Origin of the sequence: Microbacterium sp. zg-Y625, assembly GCF_030246925.1 — a bacterium.
Classification (GTDB): Bacteria; Actinomycetota; Actinomycetes; order Actinomycetales; family Microbacteriaceae; genus Microbacterium; species Microbacterium jiangjiandongii.
Window position 1 is genome coordinate 2,117,704 of record NZ_CP126740.1, and the last position, 16,383, is coordinate 2,134,086.

The window sequence follows — 16,383 nt, forward strand, 5'->3', positions numbered from 1 at the left end:
GGTCTTGCGCGCGCGGTTGCGGCGCACGAGATCTGCCAGTGTTGCTGGTGAGTCGTGGCGAACGCGTAAGGCGCTCACCCTTCGCTCACAGGTCGAAGAAGCCGCCGAAGGGGTCTTCGTCGTCTCCCGTATCACGGGGGTCGAACTGCACCGTGTCCTCGGCGATGACGACCTCGGTGCGCGGTGAGACCAGCACCGCAACCGCACGGTTGCCCACCACGGTGAAGTCCACGAAACGGCCGCCCTCGCGAGAGGCCTCCTCCATCTGACGTCGGAGCGCATCGAGATCGACACCCTGCGCCAGGAGATAGCCCTCTCCATTGATCCGCACTTCGGTTCGCACCATCGTCTGCATCTCCGTCACGCGCACCAGACTACGTGACCGATCGGAGTGCCATGAAGATCTTGCGCTCCGGCACGTCGAGCGACTACGAGGGCCGCACACTCATCCGGTGAACGACGCGCGCGAAGGCCTCCGGCCCGGCAGCCCTAGCATCGGACCATGCCCCTCGCCCTCCTCACCGGCGCCGCGCGCGCGAACAGCATCGCCGCCGGTGTCGCGCCGCGCCTCGTCGCCGACGGCTGGCACGTGGTCACGAGCGACCTCGGCTGGGAGCGCCCCGCGACATCGGCGGGGTGGTCGCGTTCCTGCTGTCGCCGGAGGGCCGCTGGGTGACGGGGCAGCTGCTGCAGACCGACGGCGGGTTCTCGGCCCGGTACTGATGCCCGAGCCGAGACCGCCGCGGCCTCTCACCAGGCGGTGATGGCCAGGAGCTGCTCCGCGATCGCGTCGCGAAGCTCTTGAGGCAGATTCATCGCTGCGATCGCGTCCGCCGACTCATGATCGCTGACGGCCTCCCAGACGAGTCGCTTGGTGTCGTAGGCGATCTCTGCCCGCTGTAGCTGCGCGAACAACCGCTCCGGATCGAACGGGGCCGAACGCTCCGCCCCGCGCACGCGCAGGGTGAAGCCGTCCGCCAATGACACCTCACCCAGATCGGCCCCGAGTCCCGCGGGAGCGAGGGTTTCCGGGTCGGGGGGCAGCAGCTCCGAACGCAGCGTCGGTCCGCCCTCGAGCGACACGGATTCAGCCGCGCAGACGCCGGGGATCCGAATCCGCACCTGCCGCGCCGGGATCGGGGCACCGGTGTGTGACGCCGTCACAGTGATGTCCGCCCGGCCATCGCTGCGGCGTTCCAGGGTCTGCGTGAAGCGCACGATGCCCGGCTCGGGCTGCGCGGCGCCATCATCCTCGACCAAGGTCGACGTCGCGTCGCCGACGACGACCAGCAACTCCATGCGCGCCGGAGCGACGGCGGCATCCGACATCGGATCGGAATCGAGTGGCACGACGGCACCGGCCCTCGCGAGCACCGGATACTCGTCGAGTGCGCGCGTGAGCAGAACTTCGCGGGAGCCGCGGTACCGCAGCCCGGTGATGAGGTCCACCCACTGCCCCTCGGGCAGCCAGGCGGATGCCGTCGCGAGCTGCGACAGGCGCTCCCGCGGCGCCGTGATGGGCACGACGAGGAGGTGCTCGCCGAGCAGGTACTGATCGGGATGGCGATAGGCGCCGCCCTCCCGGGGCGAGTCGTGGTAGAGCGGGCGGACGATGCTCACATTGTCGCGGTGCGCGGCCCAGGCTCCGGTGTAGAGCATCGGGATCAGCCGGTGACGCAGCCGCAGATACCGACGCATGATCGTCGCGGCCGGCTCGCCATACGCCCACGGCTCCTTGGAGCTGAACGGGTTGGTCGAGGAGTGCAAGCGATTGATCGGCGACACCACCCCGAACTGCAGCCAGCGCACTGCCAGCTCGACGTCGTGTGAGCCGTTCATGTGCCCACCGATGTCATGGCTCCACCACGTAAAGCCGGCGTTCGCCGCCGTGGCGGTGAACTCGGGCTGGAATGCGAGAGACGCCCAGCTCACAATCGTGTCACCCGAGAAGCCGACAGGGTAACGGTGCCCGCCGCGCTCGGTGTAGCGCGAGAAGGTCAACGGCCGACGTCCGGCGCGCGCCGAGGAGTGGAAGTGCGTGTGGTTCAGCATCCACAGTGGGTCAAGGCCCGGCATTCCCGAGTACGCACCCGACTGCCAGTCGATCCACCAGAAGTCGACACCCTGTTCCTCCAGCGGGCCGAGCACGTGATCCTGATACGCCGTCATGAACTCCCGTGACGACACCTCGAAGTCGATGCCGAGCCCGCGGGCGGGGTCGACGCCCAGCGCTTCGGCGACGTCCGGGTAGGCCGCCTCGTGTCGGCGGATGCCGTCAGCGGGATGCAGATTGAGCGTGACGGCGAGCCCTTGATCATGCAGGGCCGACAGGAACCGTGGCGGATCGGGAAAGAGGTCCGTGTTCCAGGTGTATCCCGTCCACCCGGTCCCGATCGCCGGGTCGACGTCCACGACGTGCCAGTCCATGTCGATCACCGCAACGGAGAGTGGCACGTCATTCTCGCGGAATCGCTCCATCAGAGACAGGTACTCCTGCTCGTGATACGCCCAGTACCGGCTCCACCAGTTGCCCAGCGCGAAGCGGGGAACCAGCGGGATGGGACCGGTGAGGGCGTGGAAGTCACCGAGCGCCGCGGCGAAATCGCGGCCGTACCCGAAGAAGTAGATGTCGACGGACTCATCCGCCCGGTCGCGGGGGCGAATCCACCCGTCGTCGCTCAGAATCAGCGACTCCGAGTCGTCGAGCACGCCGAAGCCGAAGGTCGAGAGGATCCCCGGCAGGACGTCGATCCGCCCGTCGATCTCGTCCAGCGTCCGCGCGGTGCTGCCGAGGTTGCCGCGCGCCGGCAAGGTCTGCGGATACTCCTGTCCGGGCCGCCATGTCGTGTAGTGGACGTCCGTCGCGCCGGTCAGCAGCGTGATCGCAAGGCCGGAGGTGCTCGGCATCCGCTCGTCGTACCGCAGCCGCAGGCTATCTGTCGTGAGTTCGATCCCCCGGTCGGTGCGAACCACGCCGAATCGCGGAACCGGGAAGCTGCGGTTCTGCACCTGCTGCGTCTTGTCGTCTACGAAGCGCTCCTGCGGATCCCATTCGATACGGATCAGGCGGTCCGTCAAGACCGAGATGCGGTAACCGGGTCCCGTGAGCGTCGCGCCGTCTGCAGCGGGTGCCGGCTTTCCATCCGACAACGAGATCATCGATTCCTCTGCCATTTCTCAGCCCTTCAGCGCTGCGCTCGCGGCGCCGGCGATGAACCGGCGTTGGAACAAGATGTAGACCACGAGCACGGGGACGATGGCCAGCGTCGTTGCAGCGAACAGCCCGCCGTAGTCGGTGCCGTACTGCCCCCGGAACGTCGTGAGTCCCACCGCGAGCACCTGCTTCTCCTCCGAAGAGATCATCAGATAGGGCCACAGGTAGTCCTCCCAGACCCAGAGGAACTGGAAGATCGACAGCGCCGAGATCGCGTTCACGCTCAGCGGCGCGACGATGCGATGGAAGATGAACCACTCGGACGCCCCGTCGATGCGTGCGGCTTCGAGGATCTCATCGGGGATGGAATCCATGCTCTGCCGCATCATGAAGATGCCGAACGCGCTGATCACGGCGGGGATGATGATCGAGGCATAGCTGTCGGTGAGGCCGATCGAGCGGAAGATCGTGTACCGCGGGATGATGACGACCGCCCAGGTGATCATCATGGTCGACAGGATCACGGCGAACAGCGCCCCGCGACCGCGGAAGGTGTACTTCGCGAACACGAACCCGCCCACGAGGCTCGTGTAGACCGACAGCGCAGTGATCGTCACTGACAGCAACACGCTGTTGAAGAAGAGCCGGAAGAAGTCCAGCTTCGTCTGGATGGAGACGAAGTTCTCCAGTGTCCACTCCCGCGGCAGGAAGCTCTGATCGAAGCTGAGGATCTCGGAGTTGGATTTGAATGCCGACAGGATCATCCAGAAGAACGGCAGGACGACGATGCCACCGACGAGCAGCAGCCCGGCGTTCAGCGCGAAGACGCGCACCTTCATGACGTCTTCTCCTTCGAGCGGTGGGTGAAGCGTCGACGACGCGGGGTGTCGAGCGCCGATTGGTTCATACGCCAGGAAGCGGCGGTGAGCAGGGCTGTGATGATCAGGAGGATGAAGGCGATCGCCGACGCGTAGCCGAAGTTGTACTTCACGAATGCCTGGTCATAGATCATGAAGGAGATCAGCTGCGTGGATGTCCCGGGTCCGCCGTTGGTCATCACGAGCACCTGCACGAAGGCCTGCAGATAGCCGATCATCGACGTGATGATGATGAAGAAGAGCATGGGACGCAGCAGCGGCAGGATGATGTGCCAGAACGTTCGCCACGCGCTCGCGCCGTCCACCGACGCTGCCTCCAGCACATCCTCCGGAATGGCGTAGAGGCCGGCGAGGAACAGGATCACAGCGAATCCGAAGTCCTTCCAGATCGTCATGACCACGATCGCCAGCAGAGAGAAGCGCTGGTCGAAGAGCCAGTTGACGTCCAGTCCGAAGAGCGTGTTGATCGCCCCGAACTGAGGGTTGTACATGAGCGTCCACAGGAACGCGACTGCGACGAGCGGCATGACCGTCGGCAGGTAGAAGATCGTGCGGAAGAACGTGCGCCACCGACTGAGCTTCGAGAAGAGGGCGTAGGCGATGGCGAGTCCGAGCAACACGCGACCGGCGATCGCGAGGATGCCGAACACCAGGGTGTTGGACGACGCGCGCCAGAACGTCGGGTCGGCGAACAGGGCGGCGTAGTTGTCGATCCCGGTGAAATCGAACCTGCCGTTCAGCGGGTTCCAGTCATGGAAGCTGCCCACGAACGCGATTCCGATCGGAATGAGCAGAAGCAGCACGAGCGACGCCATGATGACGCCGACCGTGATGTTGCGAAGCCACAGTTCGCTTGCCGGTTTCTTGATGCGGCGGGTCGCCTGCGTCACCGGGGCCGTCTCGCCCCGGTGGGCAGAGCGGGTGGAGGTCTGAATGGTCATCGGGTGTCGCTCCCGGCCGCCGCTCGGACGGCCGGGAGCGCTCCTTTCTGCGTCGGAAGCTCAGTTGCCGGAGTAGAACGCGTAAAGGCCCTCTGAGGAGACGAAGTCCTTGCCGCTCAGATCCTTCTCGATCGTCGCCTGAGCCGCCGCCAGGGCTTCCTCGGGTGCGACGCCGTTGAAGAGGATCTCCTCCCACATCGTCGCGGTCGTGGTCTCGAACGTCGCCGGGATCGGGCCGGGCCAGATGTAGCGGTCGATCTCACCGAAGGCTGCGAGCGCCGGGTTCTCGGCGAACACCGGGTCATCGGCGATCGGCTTGTAGGCCGGGAAGACACTGAAGATGAGCGAGAGCTCCTTCATCGATTCGGCGTCGGTGAGGAAGTAGCGCAGGAAGTCCTGTGCCACCTCCTTCTCCGCGTCGCTGGCGTTCGCGTTGATGCCGAACGTCGACTCTCCGTTGTAGCGGTCGAGCGCGTACGGCGTCTCACCCGCCTCCGGCACCGGAGTCTGGAACGCGCTCCAGTTGAGGTCCGGGTAGTCGTTCTTCAAGGTTCCGGAGAACCAGCCCCATGCGTACGTCATGGCCGACAGGCCCTGGCCGAAGCTGTCCGTGCCGGCTGCGCCGAAGTCGGGATCACCTGAGCCGTCTGCGTAGATGTCGACGAAGCGCTGGATGACCTCCAGGTTCGCCTCGTTGTCGATGGCGGGCGTGCTGCCGTCTGCCTCGAACAGGTTCTGGCCGAGCTGATAGGCCAGACCCGCCTGCATCGTGTGTCCGCCGCTGTTGAAGTTGAACCCTGCCTGGCGCAGCTGATCTCCGTCGCGGATGGTGAGCGCCTTGGCGACCTCACGGAATTCGTCCCACGTCGTCGGGATGTCGGCATCGGTCAGGCCTGCGGCCTCCCACATGTCGGTGTTGTAGTAGATCGCGCCGCTCATGAGGCCGAGATCGATGTAGTGCGTTTCCCCGTCGATCAGGTGACTTGCAGCGCCGGCGTAGTCGGCCTCGAGGTCCGCGGGGTCGATGTCGTACGGCTCCATGTTCGCGATGAGGTTCTCGTGCTGCGAGTTGTGCACGTTGAAGAGCGCGGGGCCACCGCCGGACTGCAGCTCCAGCGGAAGCTTGGTCCAATAGTCCTCCCACGGCTGGTTCACGACATTGATCACCACATTGGGGTGGATCTCGCTGTACGCGTCGGCGATGGCCTGGAACTGCTCGACATTGGTCCACGCCCACCAGTCCAGCTCGATGGGCTTTCCGTCATTCACGAGCGTGTTGGGGTCGTAGGTCACGTTGACGCCGGCGATAGGCAACCCCTTGTCCGGCTCGGTGTCTTCAACACCCCCGCTGCTGCTCGCGCACGACGTCAACGACACCGAGAGTGCGGCCGCGGCACCGATCGCCACCGTAATGCGGACTCGCCTACTCGCTCGGGACATGAGGACTCCTTTGTCTGGTTTACCGGTATACCTTTACCGGTAAACTACGATGCATCACGGAGGTGGTAGCTGTCAAGATGGATGTACCGAAATCGGGGGGCAACGGATGGTGACGATCGCAGACATCGCTCGCGTATGCGGAGTGTCGAAGATGACGGTCTCCAACGTGCTCAACGGTCGTGACGAGCGCGTCTCCGCGGCCACGCGCGAGCGCGTGCGCAAGACCGCAGACGACCTGAACTATCAGCCCAGCGCGGCCGCTCGCTCACTGTCCGCGGCCCGTAGCGAGATCATCTCGCTCGTCTACTACGACGCAGCCGAAGGGGATCTGGGGCTATCCAACCCTCACGACGCCATGCTCCTCGGCGAGATCGAGAGGCACGTCAGCGCCGCGGGCAAGCACCTGATGATCCACGCGGCCACGGATGCCGCAGACACCGCACGCCGACTGCGTTCGTGGAATGTCGACGGCGCGGTGTTCCTGGGGGTGCTGGCCGACGACGTCGAACAGCTGCGCCGACATCAGGACGTGCCGATGGTGTTCATCGATGCGTATACGGACGCAGAGATCTCCACTGTCGGGCTCGACGACGAGCAGGGCAGCTACGAGGCGACGCGGCTGCTCCTCGCTGCAGGGCATCGCTCCATCGCCTTCGTCGGCCCCCGAGCCACCAGCGACGGCGTCATCAACGCCCGATACACGGGATACAGACGGGCCCTCAGCGAGGCCGGACTGGATGCGGACCAAACGCAGGTGGTCGCCAATGTCAGTTTCGCCGATGCGGAGGCCGCTGCGGACAAGCTGCTCGCTCATCCCGTGAAACTCACGGCGGCCGTAGTGACCGCCGACATCCTCGCGATCGGTCTGATCAAGGCGCTCTCTCGCCGCGGCATCCAGGTGCCCACGGACTTCTCCCTCGTCGGATTCGATGACCTTCCGATCGCCGCAATGGTCACTCCCACGCTGTCGACCGTCCGTCAGGACATCGCGGAGAAGGCCCGAGCGGCAGTGGAGCTACTGACAGATCAGCTCGGCGGACGCCGCGACCCCCGTCGCATCACTCTGAAGCCCCGCCTGGTCGAGCGAGAATCGGTCGCGCCCCCTCGGGCTCGCTGAGCCCTCGCGCCGCGACGACACCGGTGACCGACACCGACGGCGGTTTCTCGGCGCCGTTCCGAAGCCACGGCGTCACGGATGCGGGTTGGTCGCCGCTCCGTCGAGCCACAGCGTGTCGGTGGGGTCGGCGTGCGTGCCGCCGCTGCCGACGTGCTTCGCGCTGATCTGCGGCCCCTTCGTGATGACGTGGACCATCGCCATGGCGTGTCCACGGCCGACGCCGTAGTCCTCGGCGAGCCACTGCACGATGGGAGCGGCAGGGGTCGACGCATCGAAACCCTTCTCCCCCGCGATCTCCACCAGCTGGCGCGGGGTGAGCCCGGTCTTCTTCTCGACGGCGTCGAGGTACGCCTGGAAAGACATGTGCACTCCTTCAGTCGGTCAGCGAGGGGATGTCGAGCGTGCCGCGGGAATCCCACCACTCCTGGATGATCACCGGCGACGCATGCATGCAGACGATCCGCAGCCGCGACGTGCCGCAGTTGACGAAGCGATGCCAGGTCCACAGCGGCGCGGTGACGGTGTCCCCGGCCGTCGCCTGCAAGACGCGATCGCCGATCGTCACGTCCGCCTCGCCCTCGAGCACGATCCAGGTCTCGGTGTACGGATGCCGGTGCAGCTCCGGGCCCTGTCCGGGGTCGTTGTCGACGAAGAAGTACGACAGGCCCGCGCCGTGCTCGCGCCCGACGAACCGCCGGGTGCGGCCGCTGCCGATCCGCAGCGTCTCAGCGGGGATCAGTTCCACAACCTCGTCCATCGTCCCTCCCTGTGGCGTCGTCGCTGCTTCGAGGGTGGCACAGCCGCGGGCAGCCCCCAAGGCCCTGACCACTGAAGAACCGGCCCCGCCGCTCCCCCGCTACGGCTACCGCAACAGGCGGCGCAGCGTCTGGATCGTGTCGGCATCCTCGGAGCGCTTGTCATCGCGGTACGCCTTGACTCGGGCGAACCGCAGCGCGATCCCTCCGGGATAACGCGGTGAGCGTTGCACGCCGTCGATCGCGATCTCGACCACCGTCACCGGCTCGACCCACACCGTGCCGGGGGTGCGGTGTGTCGCGATCGTCGGGAAGTGCTCGGTCTGCCAGCGCAGCGTGGCATCCGTCAGCCCTTTGAAGGTCTTGCCGACCATGACGAACCCGCCGGGCTCACCGAACTCGCCCTCGGGGTCGAGGGCGCCGAGATGCAGGTTCGAGAGCATGCCCGCGCGGCGCCCCGACCCCTCCTCCACCGCGAGCACGACGAGGTCGAAAGTGTGGACGGGTTTGACCTTGATCCAGCTCGCCCCGCGGCGGCCGGCTGCATAGGTCGAGTCGATCGCCTTGACGACGACGCCCTCGTGGCCGGCGGCGAGGGCATCGCGGCTCACCCGTTCGGCGACCTCGGGGTCGGACGTGACCTCGCCGCGCACGCGATGAGCCGGCGCGATCCGGGCAAGCGCGGCCATGCGGGTGCGCAGCGGCTCATCGATCAGGTCCCGACCGTCCAAGTGCAGCACATCGAAGAACCACGGATGCAGCACGAGTTCGCGCGCCGCCTCGGCGCCGAACCGTGCCATCGTCTCCTGGAATGGGCGCGGCGACTCGTTCTCGTCGAGAGCGAGGGTCTCGCCGTCGAGCACGACGTCGCGCACCGGCATCGCCCGCACGATGTCGACGATCTCGGGGAGACGATGAGTGATGTCGGCCAGATTGCGGGTGAAGATGCGCACGTCATCGCCGCTGCGGTGCACCTGGATGCGCGCACCGTCAAGCTTGTACTCCACCGATGCCTCGCCCACGGTCGCCAGCGCCTCCGCGGCCGTGGCAGCAGTGCTGGCGAGCATCGGCAGCACGGCACGTCCGACGACCAGGCCCGTTTCCGCCAGATCGGCCTCGGTGCCGTGCAGCGCGATGCGTGCGGTCTCGCCGAGGTCGCCCGACAGCATCGCCGCGCGCCGCACTGCTGCGAGTGGCCGCTCCGCGGCGGCGGCGATCGCGTCGGTGACCACTCCTTCGAGCGCGCCGGTGCGCATCTCCCCCAGCAGCGCGCGGCGGAGGAAGTCCTGCTCCCGCGCGGTGGCGCGGCCGAGCATCCCCGTGAGCGTGGCGGAGCGTCGCGCCGCTGACCCAGGACCGGATGCCGCCGCCAGCAGGTCCAGCGCGCTGTCGACGTCGGCGATCGTCAGGGTGGGTTCCCCCGCCGGCTCGACAGCTGTCGAGGCGAGACCGCGCCACCCGACGCCGAGGCGTCCCTGTCGCGGCTTGCCCAGCAGCAGACCGAGCGCCGGGGCGAGTTCGTCCATCTCGAGTCGGCGCAACAGTCTCGCGAGCGCATCGACCTTCGCCCGGCGCGAGCGCGTGGCCGTCAGGGCATCGGCGGTGTCGACGAGCTCGGCGAGCAGCATGCGGTCAGTCTGCCACCGGCATCCGACGCGCCCCGAGGGGTTGCGGACCGCCACGCCACAACGCAGAAGCCCCGGCCGACGCCTCGCGGGGAGGTCGGCCGTTCTTCTCCGCCCATGGACCGTTATCGGGCACGGGAACCGCGCACCAAGTGCTCCCACATCTTCGTGTACTCCGGCAGGTCTGCAGTCGCCGAACCGATGTCCTCGACGGTGACGCCGGGTACAGCAAGTCCGATCAGGGCTCCGGCGGTGGCGACGTGGTAATCATGGTCGGCTCGCCACACCCCGCCGCTCAGTGGGCGGGGAACCACGCGGATACCGTCAGGTAGTTCCTCCACCTCACCGCCGATGGCACGAAGATTGTCCACTAGTGCGTCGATGTGTGTGCTCTGGTTCCCGGTGCGGGGCTTCAGTCCGGTGAAAGTCGACGGCCCATCCGCGAAGGCGGCGAGGGCGGCCAGGATGGGGGTGAGTTCACTGATCTCCGACACATCGACGCACGCGCGCCGGATGATGCGCTCGGCGCCAGCGGTGACAGTCAAAGCTCCGCCGCGTCGGCGTGCGCGTGCTCCCATCAGCACCAGAATCTCGGCGAGCCGGGCGGCTGGCTGCGCGGAATGAGCGGGCCACCCTGGGACGGATACGCGACCGCCGGCTATCATCGCGGCGGCGACGAACGGTGCCGCAAGTGACAGATCGGGCTCAATGGTCACGTCTCTGGCCCGTACCGGCCCCCCAGGAACGATCCACTCGGTCGGTGTCGGCTGGTCGACGTACACGCCGCGGCGGCGGAGTGCTTCGACCGTCATGTCGATGTCGGGCAGGCTTCCCAGCGGTTGGCCGACGTGGCGGAGCGTCAGACCGACGTCGAACCGCGGAGCGGCCAGCAGCAGCGTCGAGGCAAGCTGGGATGAACGGTTGACGTCGATTTCCACGTGGCCACCCCGTATGTGTCCGCGCCCGCGCACGGTCACCGGCACAGTCCACTTGCCCGCGTCGTTGATGTCGCAACCGATGCTGCGGAGAACCTGGATCACCTCGCCCATCGGACGACGCGACGGGCTTTCGTGAATTTTCACGGTCACACTGCCCGAGGCACGGCCGGCGACGGCGAAAGCGACGGGGGCAACGCCGTCGGGCTCGGTGATGCTCACCACCGCATCGCTGACCAGCGCAGCGGGGGGATCGACGACCAGATCCGGGCCGAAAGGCCCAGTACCGGCGACCTCCCGGATATCCACGCCCAGCGCGCGCGAGGTCTCGATCACGCCCGCCAAAAAGTCAGAATGCAACGGCCGCATCAGCTGGCTCGGGCCCTCTGCACTGGCAGCAAGAACGATTTCGAAATAGGTCAGCGCCTGCGAGCCCGGCACAGTGACCACGTCATCGACGGGCCCCGCGGCATGGGGGGCCCTCCACTCAGCAGGCGAGGTGATCGACCTTGGAGATAGCTGTGCGTTGCCCATGCGTGCACCATAGGAGACGCCGCCTGGTTGGAAAAGACAACGGGACTGATGCACGTATAGATGACATCTGCTCTGGCTTGCCCGGGGCGTAGGTGTGGAAGGATGTTGCTGTGCCCAAGCCGTACCCGAGCGAGTTCCGTGACGACGTGGTCCGTGTCGCCCGTAATCGTGAGCCCGGAGTGACGATCGAGCAGATCGCGAAAGACTTCGGCGTCCACCCGATGACGCTGCAGAAATGGATGCGTCACGCCGATATCGACGAGGGCGCCAAGCCCGGTCGGTCGCGGACCGAGTCCGCCGAGCTCGGCGAGGCTCGCAAGCGGATCCGGCTGCTGGAGCAGGAGAACGAGGTGCTGCGGCGGGCGGCGGCGTATCTCTCCCAGGCGAACCTGCCGGGAAAAGGCTCTACCCGCTCGTGACAGAGCTCGCCGCCGACGGGATCCCGATCGCGGTGACGTGCCGGGTTCTCAAGCTCTCCCGCCAGCCGTATTACCGATGGCTCGCGAGCCCTGTCACCGATTCCGAGGTGGTGGAGGCATATCGCGCCAACGCGCTGTTTGATGCGCACCGTGACGACCCGGAGTTCGGGTACCGGCTGCTCGCCGACGAGGCCCGCGTTGCCGGCCAGCCGATGGCGGACCGCACCGCGTGGCGGATCGCGTCAGCCCACGGTTGGTGGAGCGCGTTCGGAAAACCGAAGGGTCGAGGCAAGGGACGCAAGGCCGGGCCACCCATGCGCGACGATCGACTCGAGAATGAAGTCACATCTCGCGGTCAACGCGCTCCGTAACGCCGGGAGTTCCTGCGTGAAATCAGCCGCCACCGGATGGTCGGATCCATGGGACCCATCGGTGCCGCGGGCGATAACGCCGCCATGGAATCGTTCTTCGCCTCTGTCTGTCGAGAGAAGGCACGAAAGAGGCCCGGATCCGCAGAATCCTGCGGGTCCGGGCCTCTCAGCCGCCCTTTATGGGCGGGGCATGATCCGGAACTTCTAGAAGTCCCAGTCGTCGTCTTCGGTCGCGACGGCCTTGCCGATGACGTACGACGAGCCCGACCCGCTGAAGAAGTCGTGGTTCTCGTCGGCGTTGGGCGACAGGGCCGACAGGATCGCCGGGTTCACGTTCGTGGTCGTCGCCGGGAACATCGCCTCGTAACCGAGGTTCATCAGCGCCTTGTTGGCGTTGTAGTGCAGGAACTTCTTGACGTCCTCGGTGAGACCGACGCCGTCGTAGAGGTCCTGCGTGTACTGCACCTCGTTTTCGTAGAGCTCGTACAGCAGCGAGAAGGTGTAGTCCTTGATCTCGTCGCGCTCTGCCTGCGTGACGTTCTCGAGCCCCTTCTGGAACTTGTACCCGATGTAGTACCCGTGCACGGCCTCGTCGCGGATGATGAGGCGGATGAGGTCGGCGGTGTTGGTGAGCTTCGCGCGGCTCGACCAGTGCATCGGCAGGTAGAAGCCCGAGTAGAACAGGAAGCTCTCGAGCAGGGTGGATGCCACCTTGCGCTTGAGCGGCTCGTCGCCACGGTAGTAGTCCATGACAATGTGGGCCTTCTTCTGAAGGTTCGGGTTCTCGACCGACCAGCGGAACGCCTCGTCGATCTCCTTCGTCGAGCACAGCGTCGAGAAGATCGACGAGTAGCTCTTCGCGTGCACCGACTCCATGAACGCGATGTTGGTGTACACCGCCTCCTCGTGCGGAGTGAGGGCATCGGGGATCAGCGAGACAGCGCCCACCGTGCCCTGGATCGTGTCCAGCAGCGTCAGGCCGGTGAACACCCGCATCGTGAGGGTCTGCTCGTCGGGCGTCAGCGTGTTCCACGACTGGATGTCGTTGGACAGCGGCACCTTCTCGGGCAGCCAGAAGTTGTTCACCAGGCGGTTCCAGACCTCGAGGTCCTTGTCGTCCTGGATGCGGTTCCAGTTGATCGCCTGGACGTGGTCCAGCAGCGGCAGCTTCTCGGTCATTCGGGCTTCTTCCTCAGGGGTTCGCAGTGATCGTCCGACGACGTCACAGCATGCAGGAGACGCACTCGGTCATGTCGGTGCCCTCGAGCGCGAGCTGACGCAGGCGGATGTAGTAGATGGTCTTGATGCCCTTGCGCCATGCGTAGATCTGCGCGCGGTTGATGTCGCGGGTGGTGGCGGTGTCCTTGAAGAACAGCGTCAGCGACAGGCCCTGGTCGACGTGCTGCGTGGCCGCGGCGTACGTGTCGATGACCTTCTCGTAGCCGATCTCGTAGGCGTCCTGGTAGTACTCCAGGTTGTCGTTCGTCATGAACGGGGCCGGGTAGTAGACGCGACCGAGCTTGCCTTCCTTGCGGATCTCGATCTTCGACGCGATCGGGTGGATCGACGACGTCGAGTTGTTGATGTACGAGATCGAGCCGGTCGGCGGCACCGCCTGCAGGTTCTGGTTGTAGATGCCGTGCTTCTGGATGGACTCCTTCAGCCGGCGCCAGTCGTCCTGCGTCGGGATGGGGATGCCGGTGAAGAGCTGCGCGACCTTCTCGGTCCGCGGCACCCACTCCTGCTCGATGTACTTGTCGAAGAACTCCCCCGACGCGTAGGTCGAGTCGGCGAAGCCCTCGAAGGCGGTGCCGCGCTCGATCGCGATGAGGTTCGAGGCGCGCAGCGCGTGGAACAGCACCGTGTAGAAGTAGATGTTCGTGAAGTCCAGGCCCTCTTCGGAGCCGTAGTGCACGTGCTCGCGGGCGAGGTAGCCGTGCAGGTTCATCTGCCCGAGTCCGATCGCGTGCGAGCGGTCGTTGCCGTCCTCGATGGAGCGCACGGAGCGGATGTGGCTCTGGTCGCTCACCGCGGTGAGGGCACGGATGCTGGCCTCGACGGTCTTGCCCAGGTCGCCGCCGTCCATCGCCAGGGCGATGTTCATCGAACCGAGGTTGCAGGAGATGTCCTTGCCGATCTCCTTGTAGGAGAGGTCCTCGTTGTAGGTCGTGGGCGTGTTGACCTGCAGGATCTCCGAGCACAGGTTCGACATGTTGATGCGACCCTTGATCGGGTTCGCCTTGTTCACCGTGTCCTCGAACATGATGTACGGGTAGCCCGACTCGAACTGGATCTCCGCGAGGGTCTGGAAGAACTCACGGGCGTTGATCTTGGTCTTCTTGATGCGCTCGTCGTCGACCATCTCGCGGTACTTCTCGGTGACCGAGATGTCGCCGAACGGCACGCCGTAGACCTTCTCGACGTCGTACGGCGAGAACAGGTACATGTCCTCGTCGTTCTTGGCGAGCTCGAACGTGATGTCGGGGATCACGACGCCGAGCGACAGCGTCTTGATGCGGATCTTCTCGTCGGCGTTCTCACGCTTGGTGTCGAGGAAGCGCAGGATGTCGGGGTGGTGCGCCGACAGGTACACCGCGCCGGCGCCCTGACGGGCACCGAGCTGGTTGGCGTAGCTGAAGCTGTCTTCGAGCAGCTTCATCACGGGGATGATGCCGCTGGACTGGTTCTCGATCTGCTTGATCGGGGCGCCCGCCTCGCGGATGTTCGACAGCAGCAGCGCCACGCCGCCGCCGCGCTTGGACAGCTGCAGGGCGGAGTTGATGCCGCGGGCGATCGACTCCATGTTGTCCTCGATGCGCAGCAGGAAGCAGGAGACGAGTTCGCCGCGCTGCGCCTTGCCGGTGTTGAGGAAGGTGGGGGTCGCAGGCTGGAAGCGCCCCGAGATGATCTCGTCGACCAGCTCGGTCGCGAGCGCCTCATCACCGTCGGCCAGACCCAGCGCCGTCATCACGACGCGGTCCTCGAACCGCTCGAGGTAGCGCTTGCCGTCGAAGGTCTTCAACGTGTAGCTCGTGTAGTACTTGAACGCGCCGAGGAACGTGGCGAAGCGGAACTTCTTGCTGTAGGCGAAGTCGTTCAGCTGCTGGATGAACTCCATCGAGTACTTCTCGAGCACGGCCGGCTCGTAGTACTCCTTCTCGACGAGGTAGTCGAGCTTCTCCTTGAGGGAGTGGAAGAACACCGTGTTCTGGTTGACGTGCTGCAGGAAGAACTCCCGTGCCGCACGCTTGTCGGCGTCGAACTGGATCTTGCCGTCCGGGCCGTAGAGGTTGAGCATCGCGTTGAGCGCGTGGTAGTCCATGCCCTCGAATCGCGCTTCGCTCTTGAAACCCATGTCGGTCAGTGCTGATTCCACCATTGCTCCAGTCCTACGCTCACGCGATCGACGTCTTCTGGCGTGCCGAAAAGTTCCAGCCGGTACAGGTGCGGCACGTTGCACTTGCGGCTGATGATGTCACCGGCGAGACAGAAGGCCTCGCCGAAGTTGGTGTTGCCCGCGGAGATCACTCCGCGGATGAGGCGCCGGTTCTTCTCGTCGTTGAGGAACCGGATCACCTGCTTGGGAACGGCACCCTTCTCCTCGCCCCGCCCCTGCCCGCCCCCATAGGTGGGGGTGACCAGGACGAAGGGCTCGTCGACCTGCGGCGGTGCCTCGGTCGGAAGAAGGGGGATGCGCACGGCGCGCATCCCGAGCTTCTCGACGAACCGCGCCGTGTTGCCGGAGACACTCGAGAAGTAGACGAGCAGAGGTGCCTGCGTTGCCGTCAGCACATCAACTCCTTCCCGTATCGAGTGCCCCGCCGGCGCGACGGGTCGGGATCAGGCCAGGCGCGACGCGAGCTCGTTGATCTTGTCGGGACGGAAGCCCGACCAGTGGTCCTCGTCGGTGACGACGACCGGAGCCTGCAGGTAGCCGAGCGACTTCACGTGCTCGAGCGCTGCGGCATCCTCAGAGACGTCCAGAACCTCGTATTCGATGCCCTTCGAGTCCAGCGCGCGGTAGGTCGCGTTGCACTGCACGCAGGAGGGCTTCGTGTAAACCGTGATGGCCATGTCGACTGTGTTCCCCTTCAAAAGTCTTCGCTGTGCCCGACCTCACCGTGCCGGGAGTCCAATACTACATATGGGTGCCGACGTTCCGAAGCACCACTAGGGATAGTAGTTACATCCGTGTAGTTTTCCACCGCTCTCCC

At 65.7% G+C, this 16,383-nt stretch carries 16 protein-coding genes and 1 pseudogene; 4 read left to right on the plus strand and 13 right to left on the minus strand.

Features of this window, described 5'->3' with window-relative positions; genetic code table 11:
* Positions 1–85: 85 nt before the first annotated feature.
* Positions 86–355, minus strand: a complete 270-nt coding sequence (locus tag QNO14_RS09725) for a hypothetical protein (RefSeq protein ID WP_257496163.1) — start codon at positions 353–355, stop codon at positions 86–88.
* 251 nt (positions 356–606) lie between these two features.
* Between QNO14_RS09725 and QNO14_RS09730 the strand changes: the two are divergent.
* A pseudogene (locus QNO14_RS09730) lies at positions 607–723 on the plus strand (SDR family oxidoreductase); the annotation flags it as partial.
* Positions 724–750: 27 nt separating this feature from the next.
* On the opposite strand, the gene QNO14_RS09735 reads toward QNO14_RS09730, so the two are convergent.
* From QNO14_RS09735 to QNO14_RS09750, 4 genes are read right to left on the minus strand one after another with little or no spacing between them, the layout of a single operon-like run.
* A complete protein-coding gene (locus QNO14_RS09735; protein ID WP_257505098.1) occupies positions 751–3,174 on the minus strand; it encodes a glycoside hydrolase family 31 protein in 2,424 nt (807 codons plus the stop codon).
* A gap of 3 nt (positions 3,175–3,177) precedes the next feature.
* On the minus strand, positions 3,178–3,993 hold the full coding sequence (locus tag QNO14_RS09740) for a carbohydrate ABC transporter permease (RefSeq protein WP_257505099.1): 816 nt from the start codon (positions 3,991–3,993) through the stop codon (positions 3,178–3,180).
* Positions 3,990–4,973 carry a carbohydrate ABC transporter permease gene (locus tag QNO14_RS09745; RefSeq protein ID WP_257505100.1) on the minus strand — a complete coding sequence of 328 codons (984 nt, stop codon included), beginning with the start codon at positions 4,971–4,973 and terminating at the stop codon, positions 3,990–3,992. Before QNO14_RS09745 ends, QNO14_RS09740 begins: the two co-directional genes overlap by 4 nt.
* Before the next feature lie 60 nt (positions 4,974–5,033).
* Positions 5,034–6,287 carry an extracellular solute-binding protein gene (locus QNO14_RS09750; protein ID WP_257505101.1) on the minus strand — a complete coding sequence of 418 codons (1,254 nt, stop codon included), beginning with the start codon at positions 6,285–6,287 and terminating at the stop codon, positions 5,034–5,036.
* Positions 6,288–6,519: 232 nt separating this feature from the next.
* Here QNO14_RS09750 and QNO14_RS09755 point away from each other — a divergent pair, with 232 nt between their 5' ends.
* On the plus strand, positions 6,520–7,530 hold the full coding sequence (locus QNO14_RS09755) for a LacI family DNA-binding transcriptional regulator (RefSeq protein ID WP_257505102.1): 1,011 nt from the start codon (positions 6,520–6,522) through the stop codon (positions 7,528–7,530).
* Between the two features lie 72 nt (positions 7,531–7,602).
* Here the strand turns inward: QNO14_RS09755 and QNO14_RS09760 are convergent, their stop codons facing one another.
* The 4 genes from QNO14_RS09760 to QNO14_RS09775 form a co-directional block, all read right to left on the minus strand.
* A complete protein-coding gene (locus QNO14_RS09760) occupies positions 7,603–7,893 on the minus strand; it encodes a DUF4287 domain-containing protein (RefSeq protein WP_257505103.1) in 291 nt (96 codons plus the stop codon).
* Positions 7,894–7,903: 10 nt separating this feature from the next.
* Complete coding sequence (locus QNO14_RS09765; protein ID WP_257505104.1) at positions 7,904–8,287, minus strand: cupin domain-containing protein; 384 nt, start codon at positions 8,285–8,287, stop codon at positions 7,904–7,906.
* A gap of 105 nt (positions 8,288–8,392) precedes the next feature.
* A complete protein-coding gene (locus QNO14_RS09770; RefSeq protein ID WP_257505105.1) occupies positions 8,393–9,913 on the minus strand; it encodes an ATP-dependent DNA ligase in 1,521 nt (506 codons plus the stop codon).
* A gap of 122 nt (positions 9,914–10,035) precedes the next feature.
* A complete protein-coding gene (locus QNO14_RS09775) occupies positions 10,036–11,379 on the minus strand; it encodes a 3-phosphoshikimate 1-carboxyvinyltransferase (RefSeq protein ID WP_257505106.1) in 1,344 nt (447 codons plus the stop codon).
* A gap of 110 nt (positions 11,380–11,489) precedes the next feature.
* Between QNO14_RS09775 and QNO14_RS09780 the strand changes: the two genes are divergently transcribed.
* Positions 11,490–11,798, plus strand: a complete 309-nt coding sequence (locus tag QNO14_RS09780) for a transposase (protein ID WP_257496156.1) — start codon at positions 11,490–11,492, stop codon at positions 11,796–11,798.
* Positions 11,795–12,169, plus strand: a complete 375-nt coding sequence (locus QNO14_RS09785) for a hypothetical protein (protein WP_257505107.1) — start codon at positions 11,795–11,797, stop codon at positions 12,167–12,169. The genes QNO14_RS09780 and QNO14_RS09785 overlap by 4 nt, the downstream gene beginning before the upstream one ends.
* A gap of 204 nt (positions 12,170–12,373) precedes the next feature.
* Here the strand turns inward: QNO14_RS09785 and nrdF are convergent, their stop codons facing one another.
* From nrdF to nrdH, 4 genes are read right to left on the minus strand one after another with little or no spacing between them, the layout of a single operon-like run.
* The gene (gene nrdF, locus QNO14_RS09790; RefSeq protein ID WP_257496164.1) at positions 12,374–13,348 is read right to left on the minus strand and encodes a class 1b ribonucleoside-diphosphate reductase subunit beta; all 975 of its coding nucleotides are present in this window, start codon (positions 13,346–13,348) and stop codon (positions 12,374–12,376) included.
* A gap of 43 nt (positions 13,349–13,391) precedes the next feature.
* Positions 13,392–15,524: a class 1b ribonucleoside-diphosphate reductase subunit alpha gene (nrdE, locus tag QNO14_RS09795; RefSeq protein ID WP_374113924.1), complete on the minus strand. Its 2,133-nt coding sequence runs from the start codon at positions 15,522–15,524 to the stop codon at positions 13,392–13,394.
* Positions 15,525–15,529: 5 nt separating this feature from the next.
* A complete protein-coding gene (gene nrdI / locus QNO14_RS09800; protein ID WP_257505109.1) occupies positions 15,530–15,961 on the minus strand; it encodes a class Ib ribonucleoside-diphosphate reductase assembly flavoprotein NrdI in 432 nt (143 codons plus the stop codon).
* A 48-nt stretch (positions 15,962–16,009) separates the two neighbouring features.
* On the minus strand, positions 16,010–16,243 hold the full coding sequence (gene nrdH / locus QNO14_RS09805; protein WP_257496167.1) for a glutaredoxin-like protein NrdH: 234 nt from the start codon (positions 16,241–16,243) through the stop codon (positions 16,010–16,012).
* Positions 16,244–16,383: the final 140 nt, after the last annotated feature.

What these genes read in the sequence shown, in the direction of transcription:
- QNO14_RS09725 (WP_257496163.1), bottom strand. Translation starts at nt 355, where the DNA reads ATGCAGACGATGGTGCGAACCGAAGTGCGGATCAATGGAGAGGGCTAT.
- QNO14_RS09735 (WP_257505098.1), bottom strand. Translation starts at nt 3,174, where the DNA reads ATGGCAGAGGAATCGATGATCTCGTTGTCGGATGGAAAGCCGGCACCC.
- QNO14_RS09740 (WP_257505099.1), bottom strand. Translation starts at nt 3,993, where the DNA reads ATGAAGGTGCGCGTCTTCGCGCTGAACGCCGGGCTGCTGCTCGTCGGT.
- QNO14_RS09745 (WP_257505100.1), bottom strand. Translation starts at nt 4,973, where the DNA reads ATGACCATTCAGACCTCCACCCGCTCTGCCCACCGGGGCGAGACGGCC.
- QNO14_RS09755 (WP_257505102.1), top strand. Translation starts at nt 6,520, where the DNA reads ATGGTGACGATCGCAGACATCGCTCGCGTATGCGGAGTGTCGAAGATG.
- QNO14_RS09760 (WP_257505103.1), bottom strand. Translation starts at nt 7,893, where the DNA reads ATGTCTTTCCAGGCGTACCTCGACGCCGTCGAGAAGAAGACCGGGCTC.
- QNO14_RS09765 (WP_257505104.1), bottom strand. Translation starts at nt 8,287, where the DNA reads ATGGACGAGGTTGTGGAACTGATCCCCGCTGAGACGCTGCGGATCGGC.
- QNO14_RS09770 (WP_257505105.1), bottom strand. Translation starts at nt 9,913, where the DNA reads ATGCTGCTCGCCGAGCTCGTCGACACCGCCGATGCCCTGACGGCCACG.
- QNO14_RS09775 (WP_257505106.1), bottom strand. Translation starts at nt 11,379, where the DNA reads ATGGGCAACGCACAGCTATCTCCAAGGTCGATCACCTCGCCTGCTGAG.
- nrdF (WP_257496164.1), bottom strand. Translation starts at nt 13,348, where the DNA reads ATGACCGAGAAGCTGCCGCTGCTGGACCACGTCCAGGCGATCAACTGG.
- nrdE (WP_374113924.1), bottom strand. Translation starts at nt 15,524, where the DNA reads ATGGGTTTCAAGAGCGAAGCGCGATTCGAGGGCATGGACTACCACGCG.
- nrdH (WP_257496167.1), bottom strand. Translation starts at nt 16,243, where the DNA reads ATGGCCATCACGGTTTACACGAAGCCCTCCTGCGTGCAGTGCAACGCG.